The 12826-nt window shown below is 58.2% G+C and carries 13 protein-coding genes; 5 read left to right on the top strand and 8 right to left on the bottom strand.

Annotated elements, in window-relative coordinates; translation table 11 throughout:
* The first annotated feature begins 1 nt into the window (after position 1).
* Positions 2-1681: an ABC transporter ATP-binding protein gene (locus ACO07N_RS21660; RefSeq protein ID WP_421983013.1), complete on the top strand. Its 1680-nt coding sequence runs from the start codon at positions 2-4 to the stop codon at positions 1679-1681.
* On the opposite strand, the gene ACO07N_RS21655 is transcribed toward ACO07N_RS21660, so the two are convergent.
* Together ACO07N_RS21655 and ACO07N_RS21650 are read right to left on the bottom strand one after the other, a co-directional pair.
* A complete protein-coding gene (locus ACO07N_RS21655; RefSeq protein ID WP_421983012.1) occupies positions 1655-3037 on the bottom strand; it encodes an amidase in 1383 nt (460 codons plus the stop codon). The two genes, ACO07N_RS21660 and ACO07N_RS21655, sit on opposite strands and share 27 nt — an antisense overlap.
* 25 nt (positions 3038-3062) lie before the next feature.
* A complete protein-coding gene (locus tag ACO07N_RS21650) occupies positions 3063-4250 on the bottom strand; it encodes an amidohydrolase family protein (protein ID WP_421983011.1) in 1188 nt (395 codons plus the stop codon).
* Between the two features lie 87 nt (positions 4251-4337).
* Here ACO07N_RS21650 and ACO07N_RS21645 point away from each other — a divergent pair, with 87 nt between their 5' ends.
* The 3 genes from ACO07N_RS21645 to ACO07N_RS21635 all read left to right on the top strand — a co-directional run bounded on the left by ACO07N_RS21645 (position 4338) and on the right by ACO07N_RS21635 (position 6755).
* Positions 4338-5231: a LysR family transcriptional regulator gene (locus ACO07N_RS21645; protein WP_421983010.1), complete on the top strand. Its 894-nt coding sequence runs from the start codon at positions 4338-4340 to the stop codon at positions 5229-5231.
* Positions 5232-5366: 135 nt separating this feature from the next.
* Positions 5367-5765, top strand: a complete 399-nt coding sequence (locus tag ACO07N_RS21640) for a cupin domain-containing protein (RefSeq protein WP_421983009.1) — start codon at positions 5367-5369, stop codon at positions 5763-5765.
* A gap of 3 nt (positions 5766-5768) precedes the next feature.
* Positions 5769-6755, top strand: a complete 987-nt coding sequence (locus tag ACO07N_RS21635) for an aminopeptidase (protein ID WP_421983008.1) — start codon at positions 5769-5771, stop codon at positions 6753-6755.
* Between the two features lie 319 nt (positions 6756-7074).
* Here ACO07N_RS21635 and ACO07N_RS21630 read toward each other — a convergent pair whose 3' ends face one another.
* The 6 genes from ACO07N_RS21630 to ACO07N_RS21605 form a co-directional block, all read right to left on the bottom strand.
* Positions 7075-7506 carry a hypothetical protein gene (locus ACO07N_RS21630; protein WP_421983007.1) on the bottom strand — a complete coding sequence of 144 codons (432 nt, stop codon included), beginning with the start codon at positions 7504-7506 and terminating at the stop codon, positions 7075-7077.
* Entirely contained in the window at positions 7503-8135 is a 633-nt protein-coding gene (locus ACO07N_RS21625) for an ABC transporter ATP-binding protein (RefSeq protein WP_421983006.1), read from the bottom strand. Before ACO07N_RS21625 ends, ACO07N_RS21630 begins: the two co-directional genes overlap by 4 nt.
* Complete coding sequence (locus ACO07N_RS21620) at positions 8132-8857, bottom strand: ABC transporter permease (RefSeq protein WP_421984473.1); 726 nt, start codon at positions 8855-8857, stop codon at positions 8132-8134. Before ACO07N_RS21620 ends, ACO07N_RS21625 begins: the two co-directional genes overlap by 4 nt.
* Before the next feature lie 27 nt (positions 8858-8884).
* Positions 8885-9814 carry an ABC transporter substrate-binding protein gene (locus ACO07N_RS21615; protein WP_421984472.1) on the bottom strand — a complete coding sequence of 310 codons (930 nt, stop codon included), beginning with the start codon at positions 9812-9814 and terminating at the stop codon, positions 8885-8887.
* 151 nt (positions 9815-9965) lie between these two features.
* A complete protein-coding gene (locus tag ACO07N_RS21610) occupies positions 9966-10967 on the bottom strand; it encodes a PQQ-dependent catabolism-associated beta-propeller protein (RefSeq protein WP_421984471.1) in 1002 nt (333 codons plus the stop codon).
* A 30-nt stretch (positions 10968-10997) separates the two neighbouring features.
* The gene (locus ACO07N_RS21605; protein WP_421983005.1) at positions 10998-12206 is read right to left on the bottom strand and encodes an ABC transporter substrate-binding protein; all 1209 of its coding nucleotides are present in this window, start codon (positions 12204-12206) and stop codon (positions 10998-11000) included.
* 108 nt (positions 12207-12314) lie between these two features.
* Here ACO07N_RS21605 and ACO07N_RS21600 point away from each other — a divergent pair, with 108 nt between their 5' ends.
* The gene (locus ACO07N_RS21600; protein WP_421983004.1) at positions 12315-12815 is read left to right on the top strand and encodes a DUF3280 domain-containing protein; all 501 of its coding nucleotides are present in this window, start codon (positions 12315-12317) and stop codon (positions 12813-12815) included.
* Positions 12816-12826: the final 11 nt, after the last annotated feature.

Genomic DNA, 12826 nt, shown 5'->3' with positions numbered 1-12826 from the left:
CATGTCGACCGATATTGTTTTCGAAGCACATCAACTGCGCGTAAGTGCACCGCAATCAGACGGAAGCGAACTGGAGATCGTCAAGGGCGTGGATTTTCAGGTTCCGAAAGGCAAGGTGGTTGCGCTCATCGGCGAATCCGGTTCGGGAAAGACGACCATCTCTCTGTCTGCGCTCGGCTACTGCAAGCCTGGCTTGAAATTCTCAGGCGGCCAGGCACGTTTGCTCGGCCAAGACCTCTGCCGGAAAACCACGGCTGAATTGCGCCCCTTGAGAGGACGCAAGGTCGCCTACCTTGCACAAAGTGCTGCGGCGACGTTCAATCCGTCCATCAAGATCAATGAGCAGGTTGTCGAAGCTTCCGTGACCCGCAACCTGCTGTCCCGCCAGGAAGCCGATGCAAGAGCCCTGGAGCTCTACAAGTCGCTCGATCTGCCGAACCCCGAGACGATCGGCGATCGCTATCCGCACCAGGTTTCCGGAGGGCAATTGCAGCGGCTGATGGCGGCAATGGCGCTTTGCGGCAAGCCGGATCTGCTTGTCCTCGACGAGCCGACAACGGCGCTCGACGTGACAACCCAGATCGAGGTACTCAAGGCATTCAAAAAGGTCATCCATGAAGAAGGCGCTGCCGCCATCTATGTCAGTCATGACCTCGCCGTCGTCGCGCAAATCGCCGACTACATCGTCGTCCTGTATGGTGGTGAGGTGATGGAAAGAGGCCCGGTCGACGCCATCATAAACAACCCGAAGCACAGCTACACCAAACGGCTTATGGCGGCCGCAAAACCCTGGAGTGCCGATACCGTCGCGGACGTCACCCAGGGCAGCACCAAAAAAACAGAAGATGTCGCCACGATGCTCGATGTCTCTGCCGGATATGGCAAAGCCTGGAATGGCAAGCCCGCCGTCAACGTTCTGGAAAACATCGACTTCTCGGTTCCAAAACGGTCGACAGTCGGGGTCATTGGAGAATCTGGAAGCGGGAAGTCGACATTGGCAAGGGTCTATGCCGGCCTGCTTCCACCCTCCGAGGGGGCCCTTCTCCTTGACGGTCGCGAACTCGAACCGTCCTATCGGCGACGTTCGATCGAGCAGTTGAGAAAGATCCAATTCGTCTATCAGATGGCAGACACCGCGCTCAATCCGCGGCAACGGGTCGGCGATATCATCGGCCGGCCGCTGGAGTTCTATCTCGGCCTCAAGGGCAAAGACAAACGCGCGCGCGTAGACGAACTGCTGCGCCTCGTCGACTTGACCCCGGAATTCGCAAGCCGGCATCCCGACGCACTGTCAGGAGGCCAGAAACAGCGTGTCAACCTGGCGCGCTCGCTGGCTGCGGAGCCGGAAGTCATACTCTGCGACGAGGTCACGTCGGCACTTGATACGATCGTTGGCGGAAACGTCATCGAACTGCTCAAGCGACTGCAGCGGGAAATCGGGGTCTCCATTGTCTTTATCAGTCACGACCTTTCCACCGTCGCATCGCTTGCCAGCGACATCGTGGTCATGAACTCGGGGCGGATCGTTGAGAATGGTCCAACCCGACAAATTTTGAAGGACCCTCAACATCCCTACACGAAACTTTTGATCAGATCGGTACCGGAAATGCGCATTGGGTGGCTGGAGGATACGGTTACGGCGAGATCGATGCAATCAGCGCCACTTGTTCCCCAAGGCTGATGCTTGCAGCTTACCCAGGGCTTTCTCAATGCATGCGCCGACTTCAAACATTCTTCGATCGTCGAAACGCTTGACCACCACCTGCAAACCGGCCGGCAGACCTGTACGCGTCAATCCGCAGGGCAAAGACAAACCGGCAAGGTCCAGATAGTTCACGAACCGGGCATAAGGTGTTGCCGGGGCAGTCAAGTCGACCTCGGCAACCGGTATCGCGACGTCAGCACTTGTTGGCGTCACGAGTGCGTCAATACCGTCCATGGCATGACGCAATTCCGCAATCGCATCGTTGCGGCGTTTCAACAGGACCGAGTATTGCGAGGCGGAAACGGCCTTGCCATCCAGAATGCGCTCCCGGATGAAAGGCTGCATTTCACAGTCCAGCTTCTCCGCCAGTTGCCCGAACGTGGCGTAGATTTCCGCGCTCACGAGGTTGACCGTGTCGGTCAGGTAGGCACTGAACGGCCGCGGTGGCCGAAACTCCACCATTGTCGCTCCGGACGCTTTCAATGCATCCAGCGACTTTTCATAGAGCCGCAAGATGTCGCTATTCACGTTCCGAAGAAACTGCGTTGGAAGGAACCCTATGCACACGCTTTCGAGTTTTTGAATTTTCCGGCCTCTGTGTTCGCCGCTGACGCGTGTCTCTGGCTTTGCACCGGCCGTGTCTGTGTCCACCAGCACGTCAAACAGCAAGGCTGCATCGCCGATGCTGTTGGCAAAAAATCCGACGACATCAAGACTTGGACTGAGGGGAACCATACCTTTCCTGTCAATCAATCCGAACGAGGGCTTCACACCAACACATCCGCAAAAAGAGGCCGGCACCCGCGCAGAACCGCCCGTATCAGACCCGAGAGCGAACGGGACCAATCCCGCGCTGACAGCGACCGCCGAGCCACTGCTCGACCCTCCGGCGACGCGGTGCGTTTCCAAATCGTAGGGATTCCAGGGGGAACTGCACAACCTGTTCACGCCCCAGGCGCCGTAGGCGAATTCATCCGTATGCGTTTTGCCGATCACGATCATGCCTGCATCGGTCAGTTTCCGGACGGCCGCAGCGGACGCCAGGTCGGGCGGTATCGAATGGCTTCGTGTCCCGGCCCGCGTTTCATGTCCCCTGATGTGGAAAAGGTCTTTCACCGCGACAGGAATTCCATGCAGGGGGCCAAGTTCGGTGCCCATGGACCGCAGAGCATCGGCGGCTCTTGCCGCATTGCGCGCCTCTTTTTCAAACACGGAAACAAATGCGCCGAGTTTCCCGTCCAACCCGGCGATTTTTGTCAGACAGTCATCCGTGATTTCCTCGGAAGAAACCTCTCCACGGGCGAGTTTTTTGGCAGTGTTGCTCAGTGACAAGGAAAACCTCTTGAGACAGTTCGGATTACTTGAGACCCTCGAGAATTGTTGTCTCAAACATGCCTCGCACCACTACCTCACGCTCTTCGACCATGACCTTGCCACGCGCGATTACGGTGTCGACATTCCAATTCTCGTCGAAAATTAGCAGATCTGCGTCCATTCCCACATCGACACGCCCCTTTTGTTTGAGGTGGTATGCCGTTGCCACATTGCTCGTGACGAGGGTCAGTGCCTCTTCCGGCTTGAGGCGATCCTGTTCGATCAATTGCCGCCATACCATGTGCAGGCTTCCGACATGACCGTAGTTGGCTCGGGTCGGGACTGCTTCTCCCTTTTCCTCTTTTGGAGGCGCGCCATTGCCGTCCGAGCTTATCAGGATCTTGTGCATCGGAACCCCGGCCTCGATCAGCTGTGTGACAGCTTCTGCAGGCTGGGTTGAGCGAGCGTAGTGGTTGTCAGGCCGGTAATTCGCACCGACATCCACCCAGCCGCCACGATTGCCCCACGTGATCGCGTCCGCCATGTAGCCGTCGGTCTGATTGACGTGTGACGGTACCATCTGCTCGATCGGGACGTGGCTTTTGTCAAGCATTGCAAAGAGCGGTTTCAGGCACTGCTCGAAATAGGGCGGCACCTGAAGACACAATATGCCACCCTTTCCTGCCAGACGCCCGACCAGCAGGGCCTGTACCAGGGTTTCGGCGATGTACTGCGCCCCCGGTCCGAGACTGTCATACCCGTAGCCCAGCTCGGAGATAGAAATTTCCCCCACGCCGATAATGGAATCGATAAAGGCGATATCGTCACACAGATCCCCTGTCAGCGTCGGAACCGGATGCCTCAAGGTGGCGCCGGTCAGCGCAAAGGCCGAGATCCCGTCGCCGATAAAGCCCTTTGTCTTGCCCAGAAGCCCGCGCATGTCCTTGGTCGATTGATCATACCCCAGCATGCCGATGACGGTTGTCGTGCCGACGCGGGTCAGCTGACTTGTCTGCAGCTCAGGCACCCGGGACCGGAAGCCCAGTCCTCCGCCACCGCCCAGGACATGAACATGGTTGTCGATGAAACCGGGGCCGATGGCGCGACCCTGCGCATCGATCACTTTCGTACCGGGTAAGGGTGTCGCCGCACCAGGCTCTGAAACCTGAGCAATCTGTTCACCAATGATGAGGAGGTCGGCGGGACCGCGAAAGTCCGGCGCGTAGAGCATAGCATTTTTTATCAGCATCATACGGCCAGTACAGCCAACCGCTATTAATTTGTAAAATTAAAAATTGAAAGCTATTATGAAGCAATCATGATATATCCAACGATCCGGCATCTTCGTGCTTTCGAGAGTGTTTCGCGGCTTGGCAGCTTCGCGCTAGCGGCGGACGAATTGTGTATTTCCCCGTCGGCGCTGAGCCAGAACATCAGTCAGTTGGAAGATGTCCTTTCAACAAGGCTCATTGATCGAACGACGCGCCACATGCAGCTCACAATGATAGGCGAGCAGCTCTATCCGCGCATCCAGAGATGGCTGCAGGAAATGGAAATGACCTTCCAGGAGGTGTCGAGCCAGGGGCAGCTCAGCAAAGGGCGCGTAAAGATCGCGAGCCTCGCTTCCATTGCGATCAACATTCTTCCGTCCGTGATCCTGAGCTTCAAAGAAAAATACCCGGACATACAGGTGACGATCCGCGATGGCACCGGATCAAGCGTGGAACATCTTGTCCTGGACCACGACGCGGATTTTGGGATAGCCGGTGGTCCCGTTCGTAGCCCGGAACTGAATTTCGAGCCGCTGTTTCAGGAAAGTTATTGCCTGTTGTGCCCAAGGGACCACCCCCTTGCCTCCCGGCCCGAGCCTGTGTGCTGGCAGGACCTGCATGAATTCAGCTACATTTCCCTGAGTTCCGAAACCAATGTCGGTCAACAACTCAGATCTTCAAGTGCCATTGCCGAACTGATGCCAAGCCCTGTCCACGAGGTTTCTCAACTTGGAACGCTCTGGGGTCTGGTTGAAAAACAGTTCGGCGTTTCGGCTTTGCCAAGGTCTGCCTGCCCCGATCATGAGTCTCTCGTCTCCGTGCCGCTGGCCGAACCGGAACTGACACGTGAAGTGGGATTTCTCACTGTCCGGGGACGATCGCTTTCGCCGGCAGCCGAGATGCTTCGTGCAACCCTGTTTGACTCCATCGAACAAATGTAAACTTGCCACGAAGTTAGAAAAACTGAACAAAGCATTCGATAATATTGATACACTCAATATCCGTGTTCGTCTTACTTTCCTGTTGAACGTACCGAAGTTCAAAAGCTTTGCTCATTTGACAGACAAGACTTCAACATGAAACTGTCCGATCTTCTCGTCGACCCTGCAAAACTGGGCTCATTTTCGCCTCCAAGACACGCGAAAACGCTGAATCACCGATTGTGGCCAAGGCATGAGAACCCGTCGGATATCGAGGTCATTCATGGTTTTCTCGGCCACGGTGGCGGCGCCGACCCGCATTTCCACGCAGTGTCGGATCAGATGGTCTACATGTTGTCCGGTGAACTGAAGATCTTCGGGATCGAGGACAGTGTCGTCATGCATCCAGGTCAATTCATATTCATTCCCAAAGGTTTGGAGCATCGTGTTGAAGTGGTTTCACATGCCGGGGCAAACATCATCGTCATGTATATGCCGCGACTGAGCGAAGCCGATATTTTGCCTGCAAAAAACCTTCAGGCTGCGGAGTTCTAGGAAATGGCGGACGACAAGAAACTGTCACCAGAGGAAGCGGCCGACAAGATTGCCGGCGAGCTCATGGACGTGAAAGCCACGGAACAGGTGGCGATCATGTGCGACGAGGACAGCCCGCGTGAAATGATAGCGGCGCTTCAGAAGACGATGCACAAGATCGGAGCCGAATATGCGGTTTTGCTGCAACCTTCCCGCTCGGCTGCGAACAAGAACCTGATGAACCCTGTTATCGAGCATGGTCTGGAGCAGGCAGATGTTCTGATCGGCCTGACGAAGTCCAGCGGCGCACCTGTCTATGCCGCGAAGGTGAAACAGTTGCTGGCGGCAAAACGCCTTCGTGTCATGTCCCTGGCCATGCGCGACCTTGATACGCTGACGGCCGGTGGTGCCACGGCGGACTATGCGGCAGTAAAAAAATCCGGAGATGCCCTGGCTGAGATCTGGCGGAACAGCCGGGAGATGCGGATCACGTCCGAAGCTGGAACCGACATACAAGCGCCCATCGCCTTTGATGATGTGATCATCGAATGCGGCTATGTGCGGGAAGCGGGATACATGGCAGGATTGCCGGACGGGGAAGTGTCCTCGCGCCCCATCGAGGGACAGGCAAACGGCGTATTCGTTGTGGATGGGCCGGCGGCGATCGTCGGAAAACCGGATGTGCCGATCAAGATCCGTGTCGAGATGGGAAAGGTTGTCGAGGTCATGGGGGATTGCCCGCAGGCCGACGAACTCAGGACAATTGTCTCAACGGTTCCGCAGGCCGACAACATTGCGGAATTCGGTATCGGCCTCAATCCTTCATCCCGTCCTGACGGGATTTTTCAGGAGGTGAAGAAGCGGCAGGGCCAGGTTCATATCGCGATCGGCGATAATGTCTATTACGGCGGCACGGTGCAAAGCAACGTTCACATAGACCTCGTGGTGCTGAACCCGACCGTCTTTCTGGATGATCGCATGATCGTTGAAAACGGACGCATTCTGTTCTGACGGCCATCCTTTTGCGGTCAGGCCCACCGCCGTCCGGTTTAACCCGGTGATTGTCTATTCAGGCGATCCCCAGTCAATGCTCCTGTCATTCCGGCAAAAGCGCAGCGGAAGGCCGGGACGACAGTTCCGGGAGAACACACCGTATCCCGGCTTGGCGCTCAACAGAGTTGCGCCGCTGTCTCAACGGCACAAGTTGGATAGAGTTTCTTGAACCGGACACAACCGGCTCATCCCTCTTCCGCCGGCAGGATCGTTCCATGCAGGGGCCACGGCGAGGTCGAAACACCGATTGCATGGACCGATGACTGGCCGGCCGACGCTACTGGATCGTGATCTCGACCCGCTGGTTTTCACCTTTGGATCCGGGTTGGCGCAGGAAATACCGGCCGGGCTTGATCGCCAGAAACTCGATTTCCATGGTTCCGGCGTCATCGAACTCGACGCTTTCCAGTCCGAAGGGCCGAACCTCGAGGCCGTTGATCACGACTTCGTTGACCCAGATCGCCCGGAAGAAACCGGGGCCTTCGAGCGCAAGCTCCGCACTTCCGTCCGACACGATTTCCACCTCGTACATCGTGCCTGACTTCAAGATGAGCGGCGCATCCGCGATCGGCTTGCCGGAGGACAGGATGAGGTCCGGCAATTCTTCCCGGTTCGATTTGTCGAGAATTCCGGCGAAACCGAATTCGTGTGCAACGGTGGGCACTGCCAGCATGCTAAGGACAATGGACAGTCCGGCAAGTCTTTTCATGATGCTTTCTCCCTTTGATATTGAAACAGTGTCCCGTCCCTGACGACGGTTGCGGGTGTGCCGGCAAGCAGCAGCGTGCTGTCGGCCAGTTCGTCCGCCTCCTCCTTGCTGTGGGTGACGAACAAGGTCGACTGCGCGTTTTCGCTGATCAGACGTTTCGTCAATGCGATCATCGCAGCCGCGGTTTTCCGGTCGAGCGAGGCGAACGGTTCGTCGAGGATCAGCAGTTCCGGGCAGCCGGCAAAGGCGCGTGCAAGCGACAACCGGCGCTGCTGGCCGAGCGACATCTGCCTCGGAAACAGGTCTGTCTTGTCGTCAAGACCGACATTCGCCAGCATGTCACGCGCGGACGTTTCCGAAAGTTCCGGATGAACGATCAGGATATTGTCCAGCGCTGTCCGCCACGGCAGCAGCGTCGGTTCCTGGAAAACGAAGGCCATTCTCCCGGGGCGCCGGACCGTGCCCTCGTAGTCCTGATCGAGTCCGGCGACGAGGCGCAGCAACGTGGATTTGCCGACACCCGACTTGCCGAGGATTGCGAGGCAATCGCCTTTCGGCACCTTGAACGCAACATCTTGCAGAATTCGTGATGCACCAAAGTTCTTGGCCTTTATGTCGACGCAGATCATGCCTGCCTCCAGGCCCTGGCCCTGCTTTCCGCGGGCTGCAGCAGCACCCATTCGACGGCCAGCATGAAGATGATGAAGCTCAGCGCGTAGACGAGAACCATGGTCACGTCGAACAGCTGGAAATAGAGATGGATCTGGAATCCGATGCCGTTGGACCGGCCCAGAAACTCGACAACGAGCACCACCTTCCAGATGACCGCGAGCCCGGAACGGGCCGCGCCTGCGATGTAGGGCGCGAGCTGGGGCAGAACGAAATGGCGCAGAAACGCCGCGCGCCTCACCCTGTAGACGCGCGCCATCGCGCGCAGGTCCGGATCGAGCGCGCGCGCTCCCTCGCGAAGGACGACAGCCACGCCGGGTATCTTGTTGAGCGCAACCGCGGCGACGGCAGCGACATCCGTGAGACCGATCCAGAGATAACAGAGGACAATCAGGACAAGCGCGGGCAAATTCAGGAATACGACCAGCCAGGGGTCCAGCCACCGATCGATCTCCGGGTAGGTGCCCATGACCAGTCCCAGACACACGCCGGCCGTCATGGCAATGCAGAACGCTGCGATCACGCGAAGGATTGTTGCCGACAGGTGTTCGAACAACGCGCCTGACATCACTTCCTGAACAAACGGCGCAAGGAGGCCAACTGGTGACGGAAGCACCGTCGGGTCGCCGCTGATCCGTGCCAGCAGGGACCAGGCCGCCAGAAATGCGACCAGGGAAACCATGCGGACGATCGAGACGGGCACGTTGTGTCACTCAAGTTCAACGAAGAGACCGGCGGGGAGTTCGCGGGTGTTGCCGACGAGTTTCTCGCCACCCAGGCGCGCCATCAGCAGAAAGAAGGTGGCCGCACCGTCCTCGCTGACGTTCCCCGGCGCGGGAATGCCTGCCCTGAAATCACGGCGAAGAGTTTCGAACTGCGCGTCCGTTTTTGCGTTCATGCGCGGACGCAAGGGCTCCCAGGCCGCGTCGTTATTGGCCAGCAGATCTTTGGCCATGCGCGACGCCTTGTAGAACGCAAGGGCGATGGCCGGGTTCTCCTGAAGATAACTTTCCTTCAGGACGTAGCCCAGGAGCGGAATGTCCGGATCCAGACCGAGTGACGTCGCGGCCGTCTCGACGGAAACGAGTTCGCGCATTCCGGTCGCCTTCATCTTGGCGAGGAAATGCCAGAAATTAATGGCGCCGGCTGTTTCGCCCTGTAGCGCCGTCTTGAAAATGAGCGGCGGGGCGCCGAAAACCTGTTCGGTTTCCGCAGCAAGATCGAAGCCGTATTCCTTCCGGGCATAGGCCTGCAGGATCAGCCAGCTTTTGTCGACAGGCCCGCCCGCGATGCCGATTTTCTGTCCCTTGAGATCAGTAAGGTTTCTTGCCGGGCTGTCTTCCGGAACCACAAGCCCGCCGACCGCCTTGGAATACGGGATGAAAACATAGTCCTTGCCGGCGGCGCGCTGCCGGGCGACCCAGATCCAGTCCGCAACCGCTACATCCGCCTCGCCTCCTTCAAGTGCGACACGTGTCGCACCATTGTCCGCGAACGGCTGGACAATCAGTTCAAAACCGGATTCGGCGTCGAAACCATTGCGTTTGATGGTGTCCAATTCCCAGTTGACCGTGCCGATTTTCAGAACAGCAGCGCGCAGAACCGGCTGGTCCGAGGCGAACGCAGCGCCTGCGAACATGAACCAGACGGCCAGACCGGCACCGGCAAGGCCGAGACGCACCGGGAGCCCCCGCAGCAGCTGTTCAAGCATCCATGTTGCGGACGCTGCAACGACTTCTCGCAAACGGTTCATGGTGTTCTCCCGGTTTCCGCGTTTCAGGCCTGGCCGCTCAGTCGGGCGCAACAACAACGCCCCACGGCTGTTGTCCGACCTGGATGGATTTCACCGCCTCCTGACTGGCGACATCGATGACGGTGATGTCGTTGGAATTGCCGTTCGTGGTCAGCAGATACTTTTCGTCGGGGGTGAAATCGAGCTGCCAGACGCGCTGTCCGACAAGGACGTATCGAACAACTTCATTGCTGGCGGTGTCGATTACCGCGACCCGGTTGGCCGGGCCCAATGCCACGAACAGCCATTTGTTGTCAGACGTGATCCGCATGCCGACGGGCTGCAGCCATTCCGGCTGAACACCGGAAACCTCGAAGCTGATCTTTCCGGTCAGTTCCGGACCGGTTTCACCAAGCATGTCGATGACGGACACCGTACCGCCGATCTCCGAACTGACGTAGAGCGTCCTGCCGTCATTGGTAAAACGCGCATAACGCGGCCGCTGATCAACCAGGATGTTGTGCTTGATCTGGTAGTCTTCGGTCGCGATGAAATGAGCCATGTTGGTCGTTTCGGAGGTGTTGACCACGAAGCGGACATCCGGACTGATCGCCATCCCCTCCGGCTCGACGCCAACGGGCACTTCGGCGACGATCGTCCTTTTTTGCGTGTCCACGACGGTGACCAGATTGTCGTCCTCGTTGGACACATAGAGTTTGCTGCCGTCCGGGCTTATCACGAACAACTCCGGATCGGGCCCGGAGGGCAAGGACCACAGGAACTCGTAGGTTTGGGCGTCGAATACCTTGATGGTATCGTCGTCGGACGCGCAAACATAAAGGTGGTCGCCGCCGGGGCTGATGCCGATGCCTCTCGGCCTGTTGCCGGCCGGAAATTCGGTGATCGGCTCCCAGGTTTCGCTGTCGATCACGGTGACCGTGTTTCCCTTCTCGTTGCTCACATAGACCTTGTTGGCAAACGCCGGAGAAGACGGCAGCATCGTTTGCGAGAGCAGGAAGACACCGGCTATCAGGCCGTATCGTCCAGCCAGCGACTGCATCCGGTTCATGGTGTCATTCCTCCATTCGCGTCAGTTTCCGAAGGCCGAACAGGCGCTTTCCGCTTCGTCGATCCCCAGGCTGTCCAGGGGCGAGCGGTGGTGCAGAAATCCTTCCTGTGGCGAAACGCTGACCGTTATCTTGCTGTCCGTCAGCAGAACGGGTTGCCGGAGCTGGCCGTTCCAGGAGCGGAAGGTCACCTTTTGCCCCTTGAACGCGGCCAGTTCGAATGCGTCGCTCAGGATGTAGTCCCGAAGAACGGCCGCATTGTCACTGGAAGACCGGGCGACAGCTTCACCGATGACGCGAAACGCGACCCAGACATTGTAATCTTCCGGGTGCACGTATCTGCCGTTCTGTTTCTCGAACCGCCTCTGGAACTGCGTCGCGCCCCAGGCTTCATGCGCGGCATGAAAGCTCACGGGCCGCAGGCCGCCCGATCCGGCAACCGGGCGCGGCGTCCAGGCGTGGAAAGGCAGATAAAGCGCAAACACGTCGCTTTCGTCCACGGCGACCACGACATTGTGCTCCCTTGTTTCCTGCGTGAAAACGGGGATCTGACGCTGTACCAGGACATGACCGCTGTCGGAACGGCGCGATCCGCCCGTGTCCTCGAAAACACGTTCTTCTACAATCTCGGCGCCGAATTTCGTTGCGGAACGGCGATAGGCCTCGGCAAGCCGCTTATCGTCCGGATTGGATCCGGAAATCAGCAGCCAGCGGGTCCATTTCTTCCAGACCAGAAACTGTGCGAGCGCGTCGGCGAGCATGGCCCGGCTTGGTGCGACATGAAGCAGGTTGGGACGGCAGTTCTCTCCCCTCAGTTCGACCTCGGGCGCTGCGGCGTTGAAGACAAGAGCCTCCGGGCCGGCTTTGTCGGCGACCGTCAGCACGTCCTCTCCCCGGCCCAGAACAACGATGATCCTGACCCCGGCCTCGACCAGGCCCGCGGCATCCGCCTCAAGGTTTTCCGGTGTCGTGGGTCGTGTTTCGAAGGAGAAGCTGTGCCCCAGAAAGGACCCGGTCGTTTCGTTGTCCTGGTTTCCGAGCAGTGCACCCGCGAACCCCAGATTGTCGGGTCTACGGTCAAAACGGGAGACGGGTGCCAGAACCGGACGATCGACCCGCAGGACCCCGACATTGATATCCAGCGCCCAGGCCGGGCTCGGGATTGCATGACCGAGCAGGCCGGTCGCGAAACCGAAGCAGCAAGTGGCAGCTACAATCAAAGAGCGTATCATGAACCGGTCCGATCCCTGCTTTTCCAGATTTTGCCAAAGAAATTACCGTCGCAAAATCGATACTTTAGGATCGATTGTCGTGCATTTTTAACGCCGTATTCTGATAGGATGAGAGGGTTCATTGCAGCTTTGACGAGCATCGCGATGATGTCGGCCGCGTCCGCTGAAGGCCTGCGTCACGGTGCCAAGGTCGCGTTTCTGGGGCTCGGCTTCGTGGATATGTCCACAGAAGGCGCTTACAACGGCGTACGCGCGGACGAAACCGAGCGGCTGGCGCTGGTTGAACGTCTCGTGGAACAGAGATTTCTGGATGAAGGTCTGATGCTTGTGGACCTGGCGCCGATCGAGAACAAACTTGCGAACATTGCCAATCCGGGCCAGTGCTACGGCTGCGATATCCGGTTTGGCCAAACACTTGGCGCCGACTATGCCGTGGCCGGTTCCGTCCATAAGATCTCGAACCTCATTGTCTCGATGAACCTGTCCGTGAAGGATGTCCGGACGGGAGAAATCCTGCGCGCAATGGCTGTCGATGTGCGATCGAACACCGACACGTCCTGGCGACGGGGCATGACCTACATTCTGAAAAACGGCGTCTTCCGGGATTAGAGCATCGCAGG

It is taken from the genome of Roseibium sp., from assembly GCF_965229775.1.
GTDB lineage: Bacteria > Pseudomonadota > Alphaproteobacteria > Rhizobiales > Stappiaceae > Roseibium.
The sequence above is the reverse complement of the archived record's forward strand: the minus strand, read 5'-3'. Positions and strand labels throughout refer to the sequence as shown.